Source organism: Enterobacter sp. Li2LvB3 (assembly GCF_056156645.1).
The window spans coordinates 48,360-70,498 of the sequence record NZ_JBSICG010000011.1 but is presented as its reverse complement, the minus strand read 5'-3'; the positions used below and the strand labels follow the sequence as shown (position 1 = coordinate 70,498).

General features: G+C 51.8%; 20 protein-coding genes. 8 read left to right on the top strand and 12 right to left on the bottom strand.

Features of this window, described 5'->3' with window-relative positions:
• Positions 1-35: 35 nt before the first annotated feature.
• Positions 36-1,313 carry an MFS transporter gene (locus ACS603_RS11035; protein ID WP_474944250.1) on the bottom strand — a complete coding sequence of 426 codons (1,278 nt, stop codon included), beginning with the start codon at positions 1,311-1,313 and terminating at the stop codon, positions 36-38.
• The gene (gene cybB / locus ACS603_RS11030; protein WP_474944249.1) at positions 1,310-1,840 is read right to left on the bottom strand and encodes a cytochrome b561; all 531 of its coding nucleotides are present in this window, start codon (positions 1,838-1,840) and stop codon (positions 1,310-1,312) included. Before cybB ends, ACS603_RS11035 begins: the two co-directional genes overlap by 4 nt.
• A gap of 190 nt (positions 1,841-2,030) precedes the next feature.
• Between cybB and gap the strand changes: the two genes are divergently transcribed.
• Complete coding sequence (gene gap / locus ACS603_RS11025; protein ID WP_182061041.1) at positions 2,031-3,032, top strand: type I glyceraldehyde-3-phosphate dehydrogenase; 1,002 nt, start codon at positions 2,031-2,033, stop codon at positions 3,030-3,032.
• A 38-nt stretch (positions 3,033-3,070) separates the two neighbouring features.
• Here the strand turns inward: gap and aldA are convergent, their stop codons facing one another.
• Entirely contained in the window at positions 3,071-4,510 is a 1,440-nt protein-coding gene (gene aldA / locus ACS603_RS11020; RefSeq protein WP_474944248.1) for an aldehyde dehydrogenase, read from the bottom strand.
• Between the two features lie 198 nt (positions 4,511-4,708).
• The gene (locus ACS603_RS11015; RefSeq protein ID WP_315688603.1) at positions 4,709-5,512 is read right to left on the bottom strand and encodes a YdcF family protein; all 804 of its coding nucleotides are present in this window, start codon (positions 5,510-5,512) and stop codon (positions 4,709-4,711) included.
• A 337-nt stretch (positions 5,513-5,849) separates the two neighbouring features.
• Here ACS603_RS11015 and ACS603_RS11010 point away from each other — a divergent pair, with 337 nt between their 5' ends.
• Positions 5,850-6,509 (top strand): O-methyltransferase, encoded by a 660-nt coding sequence (locus ACS603_RS11010; RefSeq protein ID WP_474944247.1) that lies wholly within the window; start codon positions 5,850-5,852, stop codon positions 6,507-6,509.
• Between the two features lie 44 nt (positions 6,510-6,553).
• On the opposite strand, the gene hrpA is transcribed toward ACS603_RS11010, so the two are convergent.
• Positions 6,554-10,456, bottom strand: coding sequence for an ATP-dependent RNA helicase HrpA (hrpA, locus tag ACS603_RS11005; RefSeq protein WP_474944246.1), 3,903 nt, complete (start codon positions 10,454-10,456; stop codon positions 6,554-6,556).
• Between the two features lie 204 nt (positions 10,457-10,660).
• Between hrpA and azoR the strand changes: the two genes are divergently transcribed.
• Together azoR and ACS603_RS10995 are read left to right on the top strand one after the other, a co-directional pair.
• On the top strand, positions 10,661-11,266 hold the full coding sequence (azoR, locus tag ACS603_RS11000) for an FMN-dependent NADH-azoreductase (protein WP_014070219.1): 606 nt from the start codon (positions 10,661-10,663) through the stop codon (positions 11,264-11,266).
• 90 nt (positions 11,267-11,356) lie between these two features.
• Positions 11,357-12,043 carry an RluA family pseudouridine synthase gene (locus tag ACS603_RS10995; RefSeq protein ID WP_315688600.1) on the top strand — a complete coding sequence of 229 codons (687 nt, stop codon included), beginning with the start codon at positions 11,357-11,359 and terminating at the stop codon, positions 12,041-12,043.
• Positions 12,044-12,050: 7 nt separating this feature from the next.
• Here the strand turns inward: ACS603_RS10995 and ACS603_RS10990 are convergent, their stop codons facing one another.
• Complete coding sequence (locus ACS603_RS10990; RefSeq protein WP_182061025.1) at positions 12,051-12,590, bottom strand: DUF2058 domain-containing protein; 540 nt, start codon at positions 12,588-12,590, stop codon at positions 12,051-12,053.
• Between the two features lie 245 nt (positions 12,591-12,835).
• Between ACS603_RS10990 and ACS603_RS10985 the strand changes: the two genes are divergently transcribed.
• Positions 12,836-13,144, top strand: a complete 309-nt coding sequence (locus tag ACS603_RS10985; RefSeq protein WP_474944245.1) for a hypothetical protein — start codon at positions 12,836-12,838, stop codon at positions 13,142-13,144.
• A 669-nt stretch (positions 13,145-13,813) separates the two neighbouring features.
• Positions 13,814-14,161 carry an HNH nuclease YajD gene (yajD, locus tag ACS603_RS10980; RefSeq protein ID WP_014070216.1) on the top strand — a complete coding sequence of 116 codons (348 nt, stop codon included), beginning with the start codon at positions 13,814-13,816 and terminating at the stop codon, positions 14,159-14,161.
• A gap of 450 nt (positions 14,162-14,611) precedes the next feature.
• Here yajD and ACS603_RS10975 read toward each other — a convergent pair whose 3' ends face one another.
• The 5 genes from ACS603_RS10975 to ACS603_RS10955 form a co-directional block, all read right to left on the bottom strand.
• On the bottom strand, positions 14,612-16,573 hold the full coding sequence (locus ACS603_RS10975) for a putative bifunctional diguanylate cyclase/phosphodiesterase (RefSeq protein WP_395677313.1): 1,962 nt from the start codon (positions 16,571-16,573) through the stop codon (positions 14,612-14,614).
• 17 nt (positions 16,574-16,590) lie between these two features.
• The gene (locus ACS603_RS10970) at positions 16,591-17,085 is read right to left on the bottom strand and encodes a putative pterin-binding protein (RefSeq protein WP_315688594.1); all 495 of its coding nucleotides are present in this window, start codon (positions 17,083-17,085) and stop codon (positions 16,591-16,593) included.
• Between the two features lie 352 nt (positions 17,086-17,437).
• Entirely contained in the window at positions 17,438-17,836 is a 399-nt protein-coding gene (locus ACS603_RS10965) for a cell envelope integrity TolA C-terminal domain-containing protein (protein WP_182060987.1), read from the bottom strand.
• A 10-nt stretch (positions 17,837-17,846) separates the two neighbouring features.
• Positions 17,847-18,701, bottom strand: a complete 855-nt coding sequence (dapF, locus tag ACS603_RS10960) for a diaminopimelate epimerase (RefSeq protein WP_474944244.1) — start codon at positions 18,699-18,701, stop codon at positions 17,847-17,849.
• 186 nt (positions 18,702-18,887) lie between these two features.
• Positions 18,888-19,820, bottom strand: a complete 933-nt coding sequence (locus tag ACS603_RS10955; RefSeq protein WP_474944243.1) for a LysR family transcriptional regulator — start codon at positions 19,818-19,820, stop codon at positions 18,888-18,890.
• An 86-nt stretch (positions 19,821-19,906) separates the two neighbouring features.
• On the opposite strand from ACS603_RS10955, the gene ACS603_RS10950 reads away from it, so the two are divergent.
• Positions 19,907-20,383 (top strand): GNAT family N-acetyltransferase, encoded by a 477-nt coding sequence (locus ACS603_RS10950; RefSeq protein ID WP_014070197.1) that lies wholly within the window; start codon positions 19,907-19,909, stop codon positions 20,381-20,383.
• Between the two features lie 122 nt (positions 20,384-20,505).
• Here the strand turns inward: ACS603_RS10950 and gstA are convergent, their stop codons facing one another.
• Entirely contained in the window at positions 20,506-21,111 is a 606-nt protein-coding gene (gene gstA, locus ACS603_RS10945) for a glutathione transferase GstA (RefSeq protein WP_474944242.1), read from the bottom strand.
• 127 nt (positions 21,112-21,238) lie between these two features.
• Between gstA and ACS603_RS10940 the strand changes: the two genes are divergently transcribed.
• Complete coding sequence (locus tag ACS603_RS10940; protein ID WP_474944241.1) at positions 21,239-22,114, top strand: LysR family transcriptional regulator; 876 nt, start codon at positions 21,239-21,241, stop codon at positions 22,112-22,114.
• Positions 22,115-22,139 lie beyond the last annotated feature (25 nt).

Here is a 22,139-nt window from a genome sequence, read left to right as displayed (position 1 = left end):
CTCTGCGGTAACCTGCGGTTTTCCGCAGGTTACTCTTACCGCGGTAGCGGTTTACCGGCTGTTTCTTTCGCCCGCATCACCGTCAGCAAGGTGATTAACGCAGCAGCGATGACATACCCGGCAGGAGAAAATGGGTTACCGGTGATCGTCATCAGATACACCGAAAACCACGGTGTGAACCCACCCAGCAGCGCCGCCACAATATTCCCGGCCATCGCCATACCACCAAAACGCACGCGGGTCGGAAAAAGCTCGGCCATTGCCGCACTGCTCGCGCCATCAAACGCCGCGATAAAGCCCCCAAGGATCAACATTGCCAACACGGCAGAGGCCATATCCCCACGCGCCATCAGCATCATGGCAGGCAAGGTAAAGACGATTAATCCGCCGCAGCCTACCAGCATCAATGGTTTACGGCCCACGCGATCGGATAACCACCCCATCAGCGGTATCAGAAGGACAATCGCAAATAATCCAAGAGTAGTTATCGCGTAGGCATCCCGCTGCGAATACGCCATTGCACCCGAAAGATAGTGAGGAATAAAGGTTTGCAACGTCCAGTGTCCCACCGCCTTGATGACCATAAAGCCGGCACAAAACAGCAGAGCAGCCCGGGAATGTCTCACCACGGAATGAAGGGGTGCTGCGTCGGTTTTTCCGCTTTTCAGCGCGGCCAGAAATTCAGGGGAATCCTGAAGGTAAAGACGCAGATACAGCCCCACAATCCCGAGCGGGCCAGCAATCAGAAAAGGAATGCGCCAGCCCCAGTCATTCATTGCGCTTTCACCCAGCACAGCCGTCAGAAGGAACACCAGCCCGGAGCCTGCGACAAACGCCAAAAAACCGAAGCTGTCTGTCCAGCTGGTGAAATAGCCGCGGCGGTTAGCTGGCGCGTATTCGGCCAAAAATGCGGTTGCCCCTGCACTTTCACCGCCGACTGCGAATCCCTGAACCAGGCGGGTGAGCACCAGTAAAACGGTGGCGCTTACCCCCAGTTGCGACCAGGTGGGTAAAATCCCCATCACGAAGGTCGCGCCCGAGGTAAGTAAAATGACCGTGGCCAGCACTTTCTGCCGGCCAATGCGATCGCCAAGCGAACCGAAAAACAGCCCGCCGAGCGGGCGCATAATGAACCCTGCGCCAAACACCGCAAACGATGAGAGCAGCGCTACGCCCGGGCTGTCGGTATGAAAAAATTGCATACCGATAATCCCCGCCAGCGTGCCGTAAAGGCCAACGTCAAACCATTCGACAAAATGGCCGATACCGGTCGCGAGGAGTACCTTGCGCAGTTTTCCCACTGCGGGTGTCACTGACGTTTCTTCGGCATCATGCGCAGCAGCGTATTGTCTTTCCAGAAATAGTGGTGGATTAACGCCGCCAGAGCGTGAATACCAATGAGGAAATACCCGGTATTTGCCAGAATGGAGTGCCACTCTTTGAGCGAGTCGACCCGGTCAAAATTCGCTTCTGCCGCGTGAGGCATAACCAGACCAAAGGCATACCAGTCGTTGCCACGGAAATACATCATGGTCAGGCCAATAACCGGCAGCACCATAAACAGCAGATACACCGCCAGATGCCCCAGGTGGGATAAACCGGTGATCATGGCCTTTGGTTTTGGCTGAATAGGTGGCGCCGGATGTTTAAGGCGCATCAGCAAACGAGCACACATCAGAACCAGGATAGAAATGCCGCAGGAGACGTGGATCATGTTGATCGCTGGGCGGGCGGTACGCGGGAATAAGCCTCTGAATTCCATGGCACAGTAGGCCACTATGACCAACATAAACACCATCCAGTGGATGCCAATTTGCAGGCCCGTATATTTAGTGCGCATATGATTTCCTGAGAAAAAACGAATTTACGGCCAACATAACCAGCTTTCCTTAAAAATTCATTAACTTTTCTGTATGGTTTTTCAAATGTTTCCCGACGCATGACATATCTTCAATTGCCTGCGCGGGTTTCATGGTCTAAGCCTGGATGAGTTCAAACTGTCACTTCGACAGATTCACCAGGAGAAAGCCATGAGTAAAATTGGTATTAACGGATTTGGTCGCATTGGACGTCTTGTATTGCGTCGCCTACTCGAAACCCAGGACAGCAACAGCGTGGTTGCCATCAATGACCTCACCTCCCCCAAAGTGCTGGCCTATCTGCTCAAACATGATTCTAACTACGGTGGTTTTCCGTGGAGCGTTGATTTCACAGAAGACTCGCTGATTGTCGACGGAAAATCCATTTCGGTGTATGCCGAAAAAGAGGCGCAGCATATTCCGTGGAAGGCTGCGGGTGTGGATCTCGTCGTGGAATGCACCGGTTTTTATACCTCTGAAGAGAAATCAAAAGCGCACCTGAATGCGGGTGCTAAAAAAGTGCTGATTTCTGCCCCCGCGGGTGAGATGAAAACCATTGTGTTCAACGTCAACGACGACACTATCACTGCCAGCGATACCATTATTTCCGTGGCATCCTGCACCACCAACTGCCTTGCGCCGATGGCAAAAGCCCTCCATGACGCGTTCGGCATTAAAGTGGGTACCATGACCACTATTCACGCCTATACCGGGACACAGGCGCTGGTCGATGGCCCGCGCGGCAAAGATCTTCGCGCTTCACGTGCGGCGGCGGAAAATATCATCCCGCACACTACCGGTGCCGCCAAAGCGATTGGGCTGGTGATCCCGGCCCTGAGCGGCAAGCTGAAAGGCCACGCCCAGCGCGTGCCGGTCAAAACCGGCTCAGTCACTGAACTGGTGTCCATTCTGGATAAAAAGGTCACGGTAGAAGATATCCACCAGGCGCTGAAACAGGCCACCAGGGATAACGACTCGTTTGGCTACACCGACGAAGAGATCGTCTCATCCGATGTTATCGGTTCACATTTTGGTTCGGTGTTTGACGCCACCCAGACGGAAGTGACGGATGCAGGGGATGTACAGCTGGTGAAAACCGTTGCCTGGTACGACAACGAATATGGCTTTGTCACCCAACTGGTACGCACGCTGGATAAATACGCCGCACTGTAAAATAAAAACCCCCTCTGCAATTGCGAGGGGGTTTTCGCTTATGACTGCAAATAAACCACCTGAGTTTGCAGATACTCGTTCAGACCGTGTTTACCATCGGCCCCACCAATCCCGGACTTGCGCCAGCCCGCGTGGAAGCCCTGCATTGCTTCAAAGTTTTCGCGGTTGATATAGGTTTCGCCAAACTTCAGCCCTTTGATGGCCTTCATCGCGACATTCAGATCCTGCGTATAAATAGAGGAAGTCAAACCGTAATCGCTGTCGTTCGCCATCTTCAGCGCCTCTTCCAGCGTGTCGAAGACCACTACGGGCAGCACCGGGCCGAAGGTTTCTTCATGCATGATGGTCATCTCCTGACGGACATCCAGCAGCAGTGTTGGCGGGTAGTAATAACCTTTACCTTCAATCGCTTTTCCGCCGAGTACCACTTTTGCCCCTTCCTGTACCGCACGCGCCACTTTTTGTTCCACGCGTTCAAGCGCGGCGGCGTTGATAAGCGGCCCTATCGCAATGTCATTGCGTTCTGCCGGGTTACCAAACTGCACGGATTTCATCGCCTCGCCCAGACGGTTCACAAAGCGGTCGTAAATGCCCTTCTGCACATAAACACGCTCGGCACAGTTACACACCTGCCCGGTATTGATCACACGCGAATCAACAATCGCCTTCACGGCCAGCTCCAGGTTCGCATCGTCCATCACGATGGCTGGCGCTTTACCGCCCAGCTCCAGGCCAACCTTAGTGATGTTTTTCGCGGCGGCGGCCATGATTTTCTCACCGGCACCGACGCTGCCCGTCATGCTCACCATCGCCACTTTCGGGTTGCCCGCCAACTCCTGGCCCACGGTTTCACCACGCCCCAGAACGAGGTTAAACACCCCTTTCGGCAAGCCGATTTCATCCACAATTTTGGCAAAGGCAATGGCGTTATTTGGGGTGAACTCGCTCGGTTTGATAACAATGGTGTTGCCGGTCAGCAACGCTGGCGCGAGCTTGCGGGCAATCAGGAAGAACGGGAAGTTCCACGGCAGAATGCCGGTGGTCACGCCAAGCGCGCGTTTAAAGACCAGGATATTCTCGCCAGGTCTGTCACTCTGGATGATTTCTCCTTCGTAGCGGCGCGCCCACTCGGCCATGTAGTCGATATAGTCGGCAGTAAATGCCACCTCGACTTCCGCCAGCTGCTGAATTTTCCCGCCTTCGGCCACGATTAAGGCGCTAATTTCACTGGCGCGCTCGCGAATACCCGCTGAAATTTTCCGTAGCCAGTTGGCACGCTGAATAGCAGGCAGTGCTTCCCAGTCGGCCTGGGCGCGGTCAGCGGCCTCGATAGCTTTACGCGCGTCTTCAGCGCGACCGTCGGGAATACGGGAAATGACCTCTTCGGTTGCCGGGTTGATCACATCAATCCAGGCATCACCCTGCCAGGCAACAAACTGACCATCAATATACATCGGATGTTGTACGGGTACTGTCATGACCTGCTCCTGTAATTACACTGTTTTTGATAAGTAAATTTATTGTTAAAAACTACAATCACAGGGCTGCATTCCTACCCTATCGCGCTGTTTTTGTGAGATATCTCATAAAAGAATCGCGTCAGCAGATTTTTATAATTACAAATTGGCAACATAAATTGCCCGTTTGCGGAAAACCCTGCGCAAACGGGCAGCAGGCTAGATAAGTGAGCGGCTGGTCAGGGCATCGGTCAGAATGGTGTCACAGCGTAAAATCTCCCATGACCTGAGTACCGCATCTGGGAAATCAACGTGCGCGATATAGTCGCGGCCCGCAGGGCCATACCCGTTGGCATCATCAAACAGGCGCGGCAGCTCACCAAGCACCAGCGACAGATAGCGGTCGACAGGCCACACGCCTTCGCCACCGCCACAGAATACCAGCCCCTTGTCACTGTTCTGCAGTTGCGGGATAAACCCAGGGTGGCTAATCCACTGCGGTGAAACCGGCTCATCGCGGCAGACGCGGGCGAAGGTCGCCATCGTGCGTCTTTGCATTGTGGGATCCTGAACCACCAGCACATGTTCAGCCAGAGGGCGCTGCTGCTTCATCATATTCCAGCTAAAGCGGGCATTTTCGCCACAGTTAGTTGACTGGTCATCTACCCGGACATGTTCCGGCGGTACATGCCAAAACTGGCGCGCCACATCTGCAAGGATGCTGGCTTCCGCCCTGCCCGTGGTGGCAATACCGTGGTAGCGAGGATGATGTGCAATCGCGGCATACAGATACGACGTGGAATGGCCGATCCCACCACTAATCAGCAACGGCACGTTTTGCGTTGCCGCAAACCGACAGGCAGCATCAATGGTCGGGATCACCGCATTTCCCGCCAGCACTACAAAATCAATGTTCTGCGCCGCAGTGCCCGCGTTGACATCATCCTGCGCCAGCCACTCACCTACGGTGTTGACGGCGGCCAGTGTTTCGTCTGGCAGGCACGGAAAGATCGCCCGGTTCATTGTATACTCCTTATGCGCTTTTCTGTTCAGGGTAGCGGTTTTTTCCTGACAAAACAGAGGAGCACTCTGAAAGCCGGGACACCAAAACCCGCTCAATTTGTCATCTTTCCAAATAACCAAAAATATCCAAAAAGAGGCAGGTTGCAGCTGCATTTTATGCTTTTAATGACAACGCATACAAAAGATCATGCCACTCATACCGCCTGAAAAAGCACCGGTCGCTGCTTATTTCATTGTAACCTGACCAGTGCGCGCTCCTCTCCGGTGGGCTAATCAGTAGCAACATGACGGGTGGCAGCTGCGCCTTGCCCGGCCATTAATCCCAGGGAGTCAATCTATGCAACAACAATGGTCTGCCGTAGATAATTTCATGATTTCTCGTCTTATACCTCAGGATGACGTGCTCCGGCAGGTACTTGAAAACAATAAACGCGCCGGGCTACCGGAGCATGATGTTGCCGCCAATCAGGGGCAGCTTCTGGCACTGTTTGTCCGTATGACGCAGGCAAGGCGCGTTCTGGAAATCGGCACTCTGGGTGCATACAGTTCAATCTGGATGGCGCGCGCCCTGCCGCCTGACGGGCAACTCATCACCCTGGAAGCAGACCCGACCCATGCAAATATCGCCCGACAGAATATTCATCTGGCAGGTCTGGACACGCGCATCACCTTGATTGAAGGCCCTGCGCTGACATCACTTGAAAAGCTGGGCGATATTCTGCCGTTTGATCTGATTTTTATTGATGCCGACAAACCAAATAACCCGGGTTACCTGGAGTGGGCGCTGTACTACTCCCGCCCGGGAACCTTGATTATCGGCGATAACGTGGTACGTGATGGCGAAGTGATTAACGGACAGAGTGACGACGCGCGCGTACAGGGCGTGCGGCGGTTTTTCGAGATGATTGGGGATAACCCACGTTTAACCGCCACCGCGTTGCAAACGGTGGGGGTTAAAGGTTGGGATGGGTTTACGCTGGCGATGGTGAATGGGTGAAGGTACGGCTCCCTCGCCTTATGGGAGAGGGAGAAAACAGAGATTTAACCGGAAATCTGCTCCATCGCCTGCAAAATACGCTTATCCGAAATCGGATACGGCGTACCCAGTTGCTGCGCGAAGAAGCTGACGCGTAACTCCTCAATCATCCAGCGGATTGCCTGAACATCTTCATCGTCACGGCGGGCTGGCGGCAGTTTATTGAGCCACTGCTGCCAGGCCTGCTGCACACTTTCCACTTTCAGCATTTGCACGCGATCGCGATGCGGATCCACGGCCAGCTTCTCAAGGCGTTTTTCGATAGCCAGCAGGTAACGCAGCGTGTCACCCAGACGCTTAAAGCCGTTGCCGGTGACAAAACCACGGTACACCAGCCCCGCCATCTGGGCTTTTACGTCCGACAGCCCCAGCGCCATGGTCATATCCACGCGCCCTTTCAGGCGTTTGTTAATATTGAACACGGCCGTCAGGATCTGCTCTACCTGTTTGGCGATGTCGACCACGGTGTCGTTCAGCTCTGCGCGCACTTTATCGTGCAGTTTCGCAAACGCCTCTTCCGTCCAGACCGGGCCGCCCGCCTCGTCAATAAGCTTGTCCACGCCGCAGGAGATGCAGTCGTCAATCAGGTCCAGCACTTTCCCGTACGGGTTAAAGTAGAGACCCAGCTTGGCTTTGTTCGGCAGTTTTTCGTGCAGATACTTAATCGGCGACGGAATGTTCAACAGCAGCAGGCGGCGTAAACCGCGCCACATCATTTGCTGCTGCTCCAGCGGATTATCAAACAGCTTGATCGCGACACTGTCACGTTCATCCACCAGCGCAGGCCAGGCCTTCACCTTGTAGTTTCCGCGTTTCTGCTCGTAGCTTTCCGGCAGTTGACCAAAGCTCCAGATATGCAACCCGCTCTGTTCGATACCGTCATCCGCCACGGCAGACAAGGTTTCCTGTACCTTACCTTTGAGCGCATCTTTCAGCTCCATCAGGGAACGCCCTTCCAGGAGCTTTTTGTTTTTATCGTCCACCACGCGGAAACTGATTTTCAGGTGATCGGGCACCTGATCCCAGTTCCAGTCGTCGCGGTCGATGGTCGTGCCGGTCATACGTCGGAATTCACGTTCCAGCGATTCCAGCAGCGGCAGTTCCAGCGGTGTAACGCGGCCCAAAAATGCCTCGGCATAGTTCGGCGCCGGAACAAAGTTACGGCGCACCGGTTTTGGCAGCGACTTAATCAGGGCAATCACCAGCTCGCGGCGCAGGCCGGGGATCTGCCACTCAAAACCACTCTCCTCCACCTGGTTTAACAGCGGCAGCGGGATATGTACCGTCACACCGTCGGCGTCTGCCCCTGGCTCAAACTGATAGGTCAAACGCAGCTTCAGGTTGCCCTGATGCCAGAAGTTCGGGTAGTCCAGTTTGCTGACCGATTCCGCCCCTTCTTTGATCAACATGCTCTTCTCAAAGTTGAGCAGGTCTGGCGTCTCTTTACTGGCTTTCTTCCACCAGCTGTCAAAGTGGCGCGCAGAAATCACGTCATGGCTAATACGCTGGTCATAAAATTCGAACAGCGCATCGTCATCCACCAGAATGTCGCGGCGTCGGGATTTGTGCTCAAGCTCTTCCACTTCAGCGCGCAGTTTCAGGTTTTCACGGAAGAACGCGTGGCGCGTCTGCCAGTCACCTTCAACCAGCGCATGACGAATAAACAGCTCGCGGCACAGCGCCGGGTCAATCTGGCTGTAGTTGACCTTACGCGCCGCCACTACCGGCAAGCCGTAAACGGTCACTTTTTCTGTCGCCATGACCGCGCCCTGCGCGCGCTCCCAGTGCGGTTCACTGTACGAGCGTTTCAGCAGGTGCTGAGCAACCGGCTCAACCCATTCTGGATCGATGCGGGCAGCAATACGCCCCCACAGACGGCTGGTTTCCACCAGCTCGGCCACCATTGTCCACTTCGGCGGTTTTTTGAATAAACCAGAGCCCGGGAAAATAGAGAAACGAGCGTTACGCGCACCGGTAAACTCCTGCTTATCGGCGTCTTTCATCCCGATATGGGACAGAAGCCCCGTCAGCAGTGAAATATGAATTTCGCGGTATTCAGCCGGCTCGCTGTTCACCGGGATGCCAAGCTCTTTCACCACCTGGCGCAGCTGGGTGTAGATATCCTGCCACTCACGCACGCGCAAATAGTTTAGGAAATCAACCCGGCACTGACGGCGGAACTGGTTAGACGACAGCGCTTTCTGCTGTTCACCCAGATAGTTCCACAGGTTCACAAAGGCGAGAAAATCTGACTCTTTGTCGTGGAAACGGCGGTGTTTCTCATCGGATGCCTGCTGTTTATCCATCGGACGCTCGCGCGGATCCTGAATGGAAAGCGCCGAGGTGATGATCATCGCTTCACGCACGCAGCCATGTTTTTGCGCTTCCAGCACCATACGTGCCAGTCGCGGGTCAACCGGAAGCTGGCTGAGCTGACGCCCCTGCGGGGTCAGTTTATACGCCGTTGCCTGTTCGTCAGTGGTGATGGCGCCTAACTCTTCCAGCAGGCGCACGCCGTCCTGAATGTTGCGTTTATCCGGCGCTTCCACAAACGGGAACGCGGCAATATCGCCCAATCCTAACGCGGTCATTTGCAGAATGACGGACGCCAGGTTGGTACGCAGGATTTCCGGGTCGGTAAACTCCGGACGGGAGAGGAAATCATCTTCAGAATAAAGACGAATACAGATCCCCTCAGATACACGACCGCAACGCCCTTTACGCTGGTTAGCAGAGGCCTGGGAAACCGGTTCAATCGGCAGGCGCTGCACTTTGGTGCGGTAGCTGTAGCGGCTGATACGCGCCGTACCTGGGTCGATTACGTACTTAATACCCGGTACGGTCAGTGACGTTTCCGCCACGTTGGTTGCCAGCACGATACGACGCCCGCTGTGCGCCTGGAATACGCGGTTTTGCTCGCTGTTTGACAGACGGGCATACAACGGCAGGATCTCGGTATGGCGCAGATCACGCTTGCTCAGCGCGTCGGCGGTATCGCGGATTTCGCGCTCGCCGCTCATAAAGATCAGGATATCGCCCGCGCTTTCGTTCCCCAGCTCATCGACGGCATCGAAAATAGCCTGCAACTGGTCGCGCTCGGTATCGTCCGCCTCTTCAACAATCGGGCGATAACGCACTTCCACCGGGAAGGTACGGCCAGAAACTTCGATAATCGGCGCATTGTTGAAATGCTTCGAGAAACGTTCCGGGTCGATGGTCGCGGACGTAATGATGATTTTCAGATCCGGCCGGCGCGGCAGCAGCTCTTTCAGATAACCGAGCAGGAAGTCGATATTCAGGCTGCGTTCGTGCGCTTCATCGATGATGATGGTGTCGTACTGCATCAGCAGGCGATCCTGCTGGATTTCCGCCAGCAGAATACCGTCGGTCATCAGCTTGACCATGGTGTTATCGCTGACGTGATCGCTGAATCGCACCTTGTAGCCAATGCAGCCGCCCGGCTCCGTTTGCAGCTCTTCGGCAATACGGTTCGCCACGGTACGCGCCGCCAGACGACGAGGCTGTGTATGGCCAATCAGCCCTTTCACACCGCGCCCCAGCTCCATACAGATTTTAGGTAGCTGTGTGGTTTTCCCGGACCCCGTCTCCCCCGCCACGATCACCACCTGGTTGTCGCGTACGGCGTTAAGAATGTCCTGTTTCTTCTGGCTGACAGGCAGGTTTTCCGGGTAGGTGATCGCCGGACGCGCGGCTTCGCGCAGCACAACTTTCCCTGCCGCCTGTTCAATCTCTTGCGCCATCTCCTGGTAAATGGCCTGTTGTGCATCAGGATTTTTAACCTTCTTCACGCCATGCAGACGGCGGGCAAAACGCTGTTTGTCCCGCAGCATAAGGGAATCGAGCTGTTGCAGGAGCATCGGGAAGGATAATTTTTGTTGTTCTGTCATAGCGTTAACGGGCAGTGCTCTGCCTGGTAAAATCTCATTTTAATGATTGGTATAGATTACCACATTGCGGCTTTGGCCGCCTTATTCAAAAAAATCGAACATAGGATTCGATATATTGCGCTATCCCTGCGACAGGATTGTGAATAGAGTGTCAACAAGCAACGGGGCAACCCCCTTCAATCAAATGCACAACAGGAATCACCCATGAGCAAAGTATTAGTTTTGAAATCCAGTATTCTGGCAGGGTACTCTCAGTCTGGTCAGCTGTCTGACTATTTCGTTGAACAGTGGCGTGAACAGCATTCTGCTGACGAAATCACCGTACGTGACCTGGCGGCTAACCCGATCCCTGTGCTGGACGGCGAACTGGTTGGCGCACTGCGTCCGAGCGATGCTCAGCTGACTCCACGTCAGCAGGAAGCGCTGGCGCTGTCTGATGAGCTGATTGCAGAACTGCAAGCTCACGACGTTATCGTGATCAACGCTCCAATGTACAACTTCAACATCCCAACCCAGCTGAAGAACTACTTCGACCTGGTGGCGCGTGCTGGCGTAACCTTCCGTTACACCGAAAAAGGCCCTGAAGGTCTGGTGAAAGGCAAACGTGCGGTTGTGCTGACCAGCCGTGGTGGTATCCACAAAGATACCGCGACTGACCTGGTGACCCCATACCTGAGCGTTTTCCTGGGCTTCATCGGCATCACCGACGTGAACTTCGTGTTCGCTGAAGGTATCGCTTACGGTCCGGAAGTGGCGACCAAAGCTCAGTCTGACGCGAAAGCCGCTATTGACGGTTTCGTAGCAGCATAAGATTTAGCCCTCTCACCGCCCGGTGGGAGGGTTTTAATTTTCCCCCGTATTTCGCTATCATCCGCTCCCACTCTCCAGCCGGGTAGCCTGATGTCTGTCATTGTTGATACGTTTATTGCCCCACCTTGTCCTGATGAGATAGAGATCCTCTGGCAGGACGAACACATCGCGCTTATCAATAAACCGTCCGGGCTGCTTAGCCTTTCCGGTAAAAACCCGCACAATCTCGATTCCGTCCATTACCGGCTGGTTAAAATTTTCCCTGGCTGCACGCTGGTGCATCGTCTGGATTTCGGCACATCCGGATTAATGGTGATCGCCCGCAATAAAGCCATCAACGCCGCCCTGTGTCACCAGTTCAGTCAGCGCACCATCAGCAAGGTGTATACCGCCCTGCTTTGCGGGCATATGGAAGAAGATGAAGGAGTGATCGACGCGCCGATTGCCAAAGATCCGGCGCTGTTTCCGCTGATGTCGATTTGCGCTATGACCGGCAAACCGGCCCGCTCCCGCTATCGGGTCATTGAGCGTTTTTATCAGGGTGCGGAACTGCCGTTAACGCGGGTCGAGCTTATCCCGGAAACCGGGCGCACTCACCAGCTGCGCATTCACTGCCAGCAGACAGGACACCCGATTTTAGGCTGTGATTTGTACGGAGGGCTTGCGTTGCCGGGCACAGAAAATACCGCGAGGCTGATGCTACACGCCAGTGGACTGGATTTTGTTCATCCGGTCACCGGGGAGTTAATAAAGGCGCGTAACGCCAGCCCGTTTTAGATACGACTTACCACATCAAATCGTCAGGGATTTTGAAATCTGCGTACGGGTCGTCTTCATCTTCCGCTTCTTTGCTGAGCGCGCTGTTCAGCACAATGCTGTCTGCATCACGCTGGGCAATTTTATCCGCCACAACTGCCGGGATAATCGCGTATTCACAGTCACCGCTGGCGTTAATCACCAGACGCGCGATGGCGAGGCGGCCATTAATCAGCTGCGTCTGGGTTTGCTTATCCACCTCAATCTTTTTGATCAGATTGCCGTCGGTGAAGTTAAATGTGATATTGCCTCTTGAGACCGAAATACGGTTCATTTCAATCAGCTGCTTGACCTGAGCTTTAAACTCTTTCGCTAACACAGCCTGTTTCTGCTGCTCGCTCAACTGCTTATCACGCTCGATCTGCGCTTTTTTGTTCTCTTCTACCGCTTCTCTCGCCTCGCGGGCCTGAACGCGTGATTTTTTTGCCGTGCGCTGAACTTTGGCCATTTTCTTGCTGGTCACTAAGCCCGCTTTTAGCATCTGCTCTTGTAAGGTGAGTTTTGTCATGTTCGTTTCTAAACCGGTTGGAGAATTTCGGGGGATTATACAGGGGATTGGTCAGAGTGTGCCACGCCGGAGGCGGTGATCGTGAAGAAGTGGCCGCGAGCGCGCATAACCGGGACAATTGTATTGCAAATGCATTCCTGGTTAAACAATATTACGTTCATCTCTTTGTCTGTAATAATCTTTACGCTTTATCGCGCAGCTAATCTAAACCTTATGCCCCCTATTAAAAAAACAGGAGTTCAGAGATGATCAGGATTTTCCATAGCGACCGGATGGATAACAGTGAAGAGGCATATAAAGCATGGTTATATGAAAACCCGACGGGCTATGTTGTTAATTTGCCGAAAAGCGCCAACGGTACCGGGCGAAAAACAGACGCTACGCTCACCCGCGTCCATAAAGCGTCCTGCCCAACCATAAATGGCGGAGAAGATTCAACATTTACCACTTCTGCATATTTCAAATGCTGCTCGCCAGGGCGTGAAGAGGCGGAGCAGGAAGCAAAAGACATTACTGGCCTGGAGTCGTTGCAGCCTTGCGCTAAATGCATGTGATTCATAACGACTATACGGTGTTCAGACCTGACTGGAATGCCCTAACCCTGTGAGTGCCAGTACTCCGGGGTTGCGGCAACTGTTCTTATGAATGCACGGGTGAAAATCAATAGCTATGATATGCCATTAGCAACGTACCATATAGCGTCGCAGCACAGAGCAGCCGCACTAAATATATTTCTAATACTCTTTCGCCTTCTAAGTAAGACTGATGATTCAGCTTATCTTTTATCGTCCTTTTTTCGGCCTTATCACGCCCGCCCGTGATTAACGTCTTCTTCAGCGAAACGAGAAACATAATAGACCCCACGTAAAATCATACCCTGTTAACTGCTATGATAATAAATTCCCGGATTGTTAAAAGTGAATTAATTTGATGCCTTTATATTTTCAAAACAATTAAGCGAAAAATAAAAACCCAATAAACCTCTTATCTCCTCGTCAATTAACCACACAAACAACAACACCTGTCGTTCAATCCCAGTGTAAAAATCTGGCGTACCGCCGCCCAAAAACCATAAGCTCAGGTTAATACTCAAGCGTTGTGATTTTCACGCCTGGTGGGTTGCTAAAGAGATGGCTCGCGCAGAGTGGCATCTCGCTTATTCTCCTTCTTTCCATTATGGGATATATTGTGAAACCCACTCTTTTTAGCAGGTAACATTGGCAATGGCTCTGATCCCCAAAAACTACGCGCGGCTGGAAAGCGGCTATCGTGAAAAGGCGCTTAAAATCTACCCCTGGGTATGCGGGCGTTGTTCGCGGGAGTTTGTGTATTCAAACCTGCGCGAGCTGACGGTGCACCACATCGATCACGACCATACCAACAACCCGGAAGATGGCAGTAACTGGGAGCTGTTGTGTCTGTTTTGCCACGACCACGAACACTCTAAGTACACCGAAGCTGACCAGTACGGCACCACCGTTGTGGCGGGTGAAGACGCGCAAAAAGATGTTGGCGAGGCAACCTATAATCCCTTCGCTGATTTAAAGGCGATGCTTAATAAGAAAAAATAATATCGTTAGCGGGCTTGTCGGCTCATCCTGCGGGGAGAGGAAAATAGATCTCCCTGTCGGGCCGGTAGCCACACCCCGTTGGTGCAGCCAGCTCAACGGCACGAGAACCCGCCTCAATACTGCCTTCCCCCGTATTTTTAAATAATTGAATAATCCCCTCATGAACGTTTAAAGGCGGCATGTTTTTTGTTTGTGCTGTCTCAACATCCCTCAGCCCATTGTCTAATGTGATGAATAGTAGATTTTAATTGATGACTTCGGCTACTACACCCGCACAGAAGTCCAGGCGACCTTCGACTGGGCGTTGCAGCAGCACGCCAGCACGCTGAATATCAAATCGCGACCGATCCCCACGGAATACCGCGAGTCCAGCTTGCCAACAAAGGGAAAACCACCGATGGCTGGTATCAGATGGCCACTTTTGCTATCAGGTAAGCCTTTGGAACATGCTCAGGATAAACGTTCGCAGTTTAACTGTTCCTGATAACCGTTGCGTATTTCCGCTGCGATATGTGGCTGAGGTTTACCAAATAGATACCCTTGTGCGAAATCGCAGCCCAGCGCCTGAAGACTCTCCAGCTGTTCCTGCGTTTCAACACCTTCTGCAATAGCCTTCATATTTAGGGATTTCGCCATCCCCGTGATGAGTTTGATGATATTAATGGCGTCTTCCTGGGTAGCCAGCGAATGGACAAATGACTTGTCTATTTTGATTTTATCGAAGGCAATCCGGCTCAGTCGCGACAGAGAAGAGTACCCCGTACCAAAATCATCGATGGAGATTTTCACGCCCTGGGATCTGAGCTTGTTCAGGGTATTCATCGGCGTAGTGCTCTCCGTAAAGAGAGAGGATTCAGTCACTTCCAGTTCAAGACGTTCAGTTGGAAGCCCTGTTTCCTTCAGAATGGACAGCACTGTTCCGGCAAAGGTTTTACTGCTGAGCTGGACAGGGGAGACATTGACTGAAATTTTCGCCGGAACTGCCCAGGTCGCCGCTTCCCGACAGGCCATTTCGAGCACCGTTTTACCCATCTCGTTAATCATTCCTGTTTTTTCAGCAACCGGAATAAAGCTATCCGGTAACAGGAGTCCCTTCAGAGGATGTATCCAGCGAATAAGGGCTTCATAACTGTAAATTTCCCGGCTGAACGAATCAACAATAGGCTGATAATAAACCACGAACTCTTTGTTCACGATTGCCATGGCCATATCATGTTCAAGGGTTCTGCTTTCTTGCAGCTTGTCTAACATGCGCTGCCGGAAGACTTTTATCTTACCTGAACCTTCATTTTTGGCTTCATAAAGGGCCAGATCGGCAAATTTATAGAGATAGTCAGAGCGGCGTTCAGTCTCAGAAATAACAATACCCACACAGGTGGTGATGTTGATAATGGTGTTATAAATCGTGTACGGCTGGTTGATAAATTCACATATTTTTTGGGCCCGGGAAACCGCCTGGCTTTCGGTCAGGCCACTCGAAAGAAACGCAAACTCATCTCCGCCTAAGCGGTAAAGCGTATCTGAAGCAAGGCTCATCGACACCAGACGGTGGGAAATCTGGCGTAATAAGATATCACCGGCATCATGTCCGTATGTATCATTGACCTCTTTGAATCGATCTAAATCAAACAACATGACAGCCACAGAGTGATTAACTTTTTCTGCCACCTCGATGGTTTTAGTTAAATTTTCCCAGAAGAAATGGCGGTTATTCATCTCTGTGAGAGAGTCGTGGTAGACGTCATACTCCAGTTTTGCATTCTGGCTTTGCAGTTTTTCTTTCGATTTCTGGAGCTCTTCAGCCAGACTTTTAACCTGAAGATGCGCCTTCAGAATATTTCTGTTTTGATAGAATATCAGCACGCCTAATATCGCACTGAGTATTATTAGCAGTACCGACGTTGCTGAATAAATATAATACAGCGTTTGAATATTGTGGTTCGCATTATTTATCGAGTTAACATCTTTGTCTAATGCGCCAGATGAAAGGCGGCTTAGCGGCGAATCAAGCTCATGCATGACTTTCAGGTACTCCTTGATGTCTGAGCGGTCCATCTTCTCAAGATGAACATCCAGATATTCAAGCGTACTTTGAAGTTGTAACGCCAGTTCATGATGGGCTTTATTGCTGTCTATATAATGCCCTAAATCACCGCCTTTCATTAAATCACTCTGGCTGAGCATAATGTCGAGACGCAGGCGTACGTCATCAAGTTCCATCGTATCAACAATAGTGTAAAGACCAAGCCATGACTCGAAACGGTAATATTCTGACACCAGCTGTGCAGCAGACCATGAGTCGGTGTAACGACTTAGCTTCTGTAACTCTTGTTGCCTTTCATGCACAAGGAAAGAGATATACCCTGTGGATATAAAAAGGGAAAAGATTATGCCAGCCAGTATTCTGTTCATGATGCTCCTCTGAACTCTTACTCAATACTCATGCGGCTGACCTGCCATGCTGATCGTGAATAATAGATCTGATTATTCAGTTCAGGCAAACTGTCATAGGGATACACAATGAAGAACGGGCCTTTATCACGGACACGCATATATTCCCCGTTAATTTTAAACGCGAGGATCACATTGTAATTCTTGAAATCACTGAGAGGGATAACAGTGGTGTAGTCATTGAGCGCGGTGACCTTAACAACAGTCCCTTTCGCCCCGACATAATCCATGAGCTTTTGCATGGAAATACCCGTAAAATTCGTGCGCCCATTATACCAGGGTGAAGAGGTCTGAAAACTCACTACGCCCAGTTTCTCAAGGCTCGCGATATCAAAAACGGCTTTGCCGTTATCGTTGGTATTTTCTATTTTACCCGATATGGTTAAAAGGACTTTACCGGTAGGTTTGGTAAGTTCCCCTGCCCAGACCTGAGTGCAGACCACCAGGCTCAACAACATGACAATTAAACGCATTCTAACCTCACCTATCTACCCGATGTTAAAGGATTATAATTTAGATATCATGCCTTTAGTATATGCTGCCTGGCCAATCTTGTTGCAATAAGTTCAACAACATTTTAACTTAATGGAATCAATGAGTTATGTCATATCAATTTTTTAATATTAATTAATAAATATCGACACTGCTATTTGATGTGCGATTAATCCTATGGTTTTTGTACAAAAAACAAGCCACCAGTTTAGGTAGTACGTTGAAGACCTACGAAAATAGAGGTTTATTAGATTGCGCAGCCACAGGAGAAATCACGAGTCACGGCTACGGTTTTCCTGACATATTGTTATTTCCCCTGCGGTAATTTTATGGCTAACCCTGCATATCAAAGCCGGATTTCTGAAAATCCCGATAAACATCCGGGTTGGTAAAGGCCGGGAACTGGGCTTTTTGTGCTGCTGATTTTATGGCCTCGCAATAGGCTTTATTGCCGTTGCTGGTTGATATGTTTAGCGCCGTACCATCTTCAGCAAATTCCAGATGCAACCTGCATTTCTTCCCTTTCCAGCGTTGTGGATCTGCAATTTTGGCATTGACTGCGTCTCTGATTGCCCGCGCTTGTGCGCCCCATTGATCATTGTCATCCCAGCGACCAGAGCCGCAACTACCCGTTGCCGTTGTTTTATGGCATCCGGACGGATGTAACGGCGCACACCCTGCTGCCAGGCTGGCCACAACGGCCAGCATCACGATTGTCTTCACCCTTTTCATTTCCTTTCCCTTATTTCTGCGTTATCGCCGCGTTGAAGCAATCTTCATCTACCGTCAGGCTGGCAATTTTATGCACCGGGCCGCACATGCTGACCTGAAAATCATGGCTGAAGCTAATCTGCAGCTGCCCACCGGGCATATTGACGTTGACCCGATCGTCAACATGCCCCAGCTTGCGCATCACACTGGCGGCCGCGCAGCTGCTGCTACCGGATGCTGTCGTGAATCCGGCCCCTCTCTCCCAGATACCGATGCGCAGCGTAGCGCGATCAACGACTTCAACGAATTGCACATTCGTTCGTCTGGGGAACAGAGGATGGTTTTCAATCTGCGGGCCTAACCGGTGCACCTGCGCCAAATCCAGCTTATCGACGGGTACGACACAATGGGGATTGCCCATTGAAACCAGTGACACTGACAGGGTTTCATCTTTCAGTTTCAGGGGATAATTCAGGGCTTCGGGCAGATCCAGTAAGGCAGGCAATGCCGCCGGATTAAAATTCGCCTGGCCCATTTCGACCGTAATCTGATGAGGATCGTCATGAACAGTGCAACGGACGTCTCCACCTGCGGTATGCACCAGAAACGGCTGATGTCCCACCCGACCGATATCAAAAAGATAACGTGCGTAAATTCGCAAACCATTTCCGCTTTTTTCGGCTTCAGAACCGTCAGGATTAATGATCCTCAGTGTAGGGTGAATCTTATCGCCGCTGTCGATAAGCAGGCCGTCAGAACCGATGCCATAGTGGCGATGGCACAAGATCTGAATCTGTTCATTGGTCAGTCGGTCGGCAATATCTCGATGGCAAACCAGGTAGTCATTACCGAGGCCATGATATTTATGCAGAAGAAGTGATGTCATAGGGTTAATCGACTAGCAGCGGAAGAGTTAACTTCATAATACAACAAGTTATTTATCTGCAAATAAAAACAGCTTCATGCGGAATCAAAAAAGCGGACGCAGTTTGCGCCGTACTGGGAAATGGATCCAACGGATGCTAGCGTTTTAAACTTTGCCATCTTTAGCCAGAACACCGGGTTTCGGCCCTCACAAGGCTGTTTTCATCTCGTCAGCCAGGATTTGCAGTTGTGCTTTCAGCCAGTTAGTCACGCCTCGCTTACCGCTGCGTTTATGTGAATAAATCTTCACTTCAAACGGGCGGATCGCGAATGGCAGTGGGAAAATCCTGATATCCGTCGCCGGAACCAGTTTCTCAGCGGCATATCGCGGGATTGCCATCAGCAGATCGCTCTGGGCAACGATAAAGGGCGCGCTGAGCATAGACGGGGTTTTGATCGCGATTTGCCGGGTATGCCCCAACTGCTCAAGCTGTAGATCCAAAACGCCCTGCTTCTCATTCCAGGGTGTCACCACCAGATGTCGGGCGGCGAGATAATCCTCCAGCGTCAGTTGTGTCCGGCGGGTGTTACTGATGACAACATACTCATCTTCGAACCAGCTAATCTCTTCCAGTTCCGGGTGACGAATGTCATCCGACGTACTGAACCCAAGTGCCAGATCCACTTCCCCTGCCAGCAGTTCCGTCAGTGCCGGGCTGTGCGGCAAATAGCGTAACTCCAGATGCAGACCTGGTGCCTGATGCTGCAACTTGTGCATCAGCGCAGGGAAAATACAAAATGCAGTGAAATCCGTAATCGCAATCTGTAATGACTCCGTACTCTCAGAGGCTTCAAATTCCGGCTGTGGCGTCAGCTCCTGATTGAGGAATTTTAGTGTCGATGCAATCGCAGGCGCAAGCTGAGTGGCATACACACTGGGGCACATGCGATGGCCTTCCCGATAAAATAACGGATCGTTAAGCGTGATACGCAGGCGAGACAATGCATGGCTCAGCGCCGATGTGCTCATTGCCAGTTCATCCGCCGCCAGCCGCACAGAGCTGTGACGGTAAATCGCGTCAAAAACGGGGAGAAGGTTTAAATCAAGACGCCTCAGAGTTGGATGCATAACATTCATCATTTGTTGATTTCATTGCACTTAATTCTTCTGACGATAACCCTTATGCTTAGCCCCATCAACAAAATGCAGAGCAAACAGGAATACTCATGAGCATCACGATTCGTCAGGCCCGCCCGGAAGATGCAACCGCAATTTACGATATGATTTACGAGCTGGCGGTTTACGAAAAAGCCCCGCAAGAGGTTGTCACCACGCCAGACGAGATCCGGGAAACACTTTTCGCCGCAGGCAGTAAAACCGAAGCATTGATTGCCGAGAGTGAAGGTAAAGCCGTGGGGTATGCCGTTTTCTTCACCAGCTATTCAACATGGCTGGGTCGTAACGGTATCTATATGGAAGATTTGTATGTTTCCCCGGATTATCGCGGCCAGGGTGCGGGAATAGCCTTGCTAAAAAATATCGCGCAATGCGCAGTGCAGCGCCAGTGCGGCCGCCTTGAATGGAGTGTTCTGGACTGGAACCAGCCCGCCATTGACTTTTATCTGAGCATTGGCGCATTGCCGCAGTCTGAATGGGTTCGCTATCGTCTTGATGGTGAAGCACTGCTCAAATTTGCCGGCTAAATACATCCCCTCCTGACAGGCTCGCTGGAGTGGCGGGCTTACTGGAAAGCCGCCCTTAGACCCGGAGCGACCCTCTCATGTTTGGGCACACAACATGGTGCCCAATACTCAGTATGACGACCTTAATCCGAGGCTTCAGCACGTAATGCAGCCTGCACCGCAGGCCGTGCATGGATTCTGGCCATATAGGCTGATAGCACAGGCCAGCTATTCAGGTCGATGGCGAAGAATTTACACCAGCTCAGCACGGTGAACAGGTAGGCATCAGCAACACTGAACGCCGACCCCATCAGACAGGTTTTGCCATTGAGTTGCTCCTCAAGAAAATTGAATCGCCGGAACAGCTTCTCGCGATAAATCGATTTGACCTCTTCGGGCAGCGAGGAATTGAATAATAGCGCCGAGCCCGCGTGTATTTCACTGGTGATAAAGTTAAGCCATTCCTGGAGACGAACCCGATCCCAGGTGCCCGCGCGTGGAGCCAGCCCGCTTTCCGGTTTACGATCCGCAAGATACTGCACAATGGCCGGACCTTCAGTGAGTATCTTGCCATCGTCAAGTTCAAGAGCTGCTACATAGCCTTTTGGATTAATGGTCAGGAAATCACGCCCGTCAGCAGTACGCTTGCTACGGTTGTCCACTTTAACCAGTTCAAACTCAAGCTCCAGTTCGCGCAGCACGATATGGGGTGAAAGTGAACAGGTATCAGGGGCGTAATAGAGTTTCATGTTGTCTCCTTTGAATTAAAAATAGTAATCAACGCTTACTACGTTCATGAATACACTCTGCTTAACGGCGTTATTGCTGTAAAATTAATTGTTCATAATTTAACTATTAGTTGAGCTACTGATACCCATGATGAATCTTTTGCACTGGCGCCTGGTGGTAGCCGTCGCAGATGCCAACAACATTTCACGGGCTGCCGAAGAAATTGGCATGACGCAGTCTGGTGCCAGCCAGGCAATTGCTCAGCTGGAGGCCGCACTTGGGTTTCCGGTGTTCACACGTGAGCGGCGCTATATTGGTGTAACCGCTCTGGGTGAGCAGGTTGTCGCACATGCAAGGAGCATGGTATTGCAGCTGGATGCGATTCGTTCCCTGGCAAACCAGAGCCAGGAATTGAACAGCGGGCGCATTCGCCTGGCCAGTTTTCCCTCCGTGACGTCCACATTTTTACCCAGGTTATTACGGGACTTTAAGCGCCTGCATCCCGGTATTGAGGTAGTTGTTCTGGAAGGTACAGACGAGGAAGTTGAGGAGTGGCTCGCGCAAGACACCGTTGAACTCGGGGTTGTCATGAACCCTGCCCCCGGGCGCGCAAATATTGTCTTAGGAAAAGATGCCTGGGTTGCGGTAATGCCGGCTCGTCATCCACTGGCGGGGCTCGCAAGGACATCCGGCATTACGTTAGAAGAACTGGCAGACCAACCCTTTATTCTTGCCACCGGAGGGTGTTTAGTGAATGGGCAAAGCCTGATGGAAAATGCTGGCTTAAAGCTCACTGACGTGCGCGTGAAGGTACGCGATTGGGTCAGCGCCTGCTTGCTGGCAGGCGAAGGAATGGGCGTTGCACTTGTCCCTGAATCAGCCCTGCCGGAGGAATTACGCGGCCTGTGCGTGGTACCCGTAGCACCTTCCCTGCATCGCGAATTTGGGCTGGTTTGTTCGCAATCCGGAAACGCCTCTGCTGCGACACAGGCACTGCTCAAGGGTCTGTTTTCTAATAAATAGTCATGCCGACTTCTGGTTAAAGGGC

Coding starts and splice junctions, on each gene's coding strand:
- cybB (WP_474944249.1), bottom strand. CDS start 1,840: ATGCGCACTAAATATACGGGCCTGCAAATTGGCATCCACTGGATGGTG.
- gap (WP_182061041.1), top strand. CDS start 2,031: ATGAGTAAAATTGGTATTAACGGATTTGGTCGCATTGGACGTCTTGTA.
- aldA (WP_474944248.1), bottom strand. CDS start 4,510: ATGACAGTACCCGTACAACATCCGATGTATATTGATGGTCAGTTTGTT.
- ACS603_RS11015 (WP_315688603.1), bottom strand. CDS start 5,512: ATGAACCGGGCGATCTTTCCGTGCCTGCCAGACGAAACACTGGCCGCC.
- ACS603_RS11010 (WP_474944247.1), top strand. CDS start 5,850: ATGCAACAACAATGGTCTGCCGTAGATAATTTCATGATTTCTCGTCTT.
- hrpA (WP_474944246.1), bottom strand. CDS start 10,456: ATGACAGAACAACAAAAATTATCCTTCCCGATGCTCCTGCAACAGCTC.
- azoR (WP_014070219.1), top strand. CDS start 10,661: ATGAGCAAAGTATTAGTTTTGAAATCCAGTATTCTGGCAGGGTACTCT.
- ACS603_RS10995 (WP_315688600.1), top strand. CDS start 11,357: ATGTCTGTCATTGTTGATACGTTTATTGCCCCACCTTGTCCTGATGAG.
- ACS603_RS10990 (WP_182061025.1), bottom strand. CDS start 12,590: ATGACAAAACTCACCTTACAAGAGCAGATGCTAAAAGCGGGCTTAGTG.
- ACS603_RS10985 (WP_474944245.1), top strand. CDS start 12,836: ATGATCAGGATTTTCCATAGCGACCGGATGGATAACAGTGAAGAGGCA.
- yajD (WP_014070216.1), top strand. CDS start 13,814: ATGGCTCTGATCCCCAAAAACTACGCGCGGCTGGAAAGCGGCTATCGT.
- ACS603_RS10975 (WP_395677313.1), bottom strand. CDS start 16,573: ATGAACAGAATACTGGCTGGCATAATCTTTTCCCTTTTTATATCCACA.
- ACS603_RS10970 (WP_315688594.1), bottom strand. CDS start 17,085: ATGCGTTTAATTGTCATGTTGTTGAGCCTGGTGGTCTGCACTCAGGTC.
- ACS603_RS10965 (WP_182060987.1), bottom strand. CDS start 17,836: ATGAAAAGGGTGAAGACAATCGTGATGCTGGCCGTTGTGGCCAGCCTG.
- dapF (WP_474944244.1), bottom strand. CDS start 18,701: ATGACATCACTTCTTCTGCATAAATATCATGGCCTCGGTAATGACTAC.
- ACS603_RS10955 (WP_474944243.1), bottom strand. CDS start 19,820: ATGATGAATGTTATGCATCCAACTCTGAGGCGTCTTGATTTAAACCTT.
- ACS603_RS10950 (WP_014070197.1), top strand. CDS start 19,907: ATGAGCATCACGATTCGTCAGGCCCGCCCGGAAGATGCAACCGCAATT.
- gstA (WP_474944242.1), bottom strand. CDS start 21,111: ATGAAACTCTATTACGCCCCTGATACCTGTTCACTTTCACCCCATATC.
- ACS603_RS10940 (WP_474944241.1), top strand. CDS start 21,239: ATGATGAATCTTTTGCACTGGCGCCTGGTGGTAGCCGTCGCAGATGCC.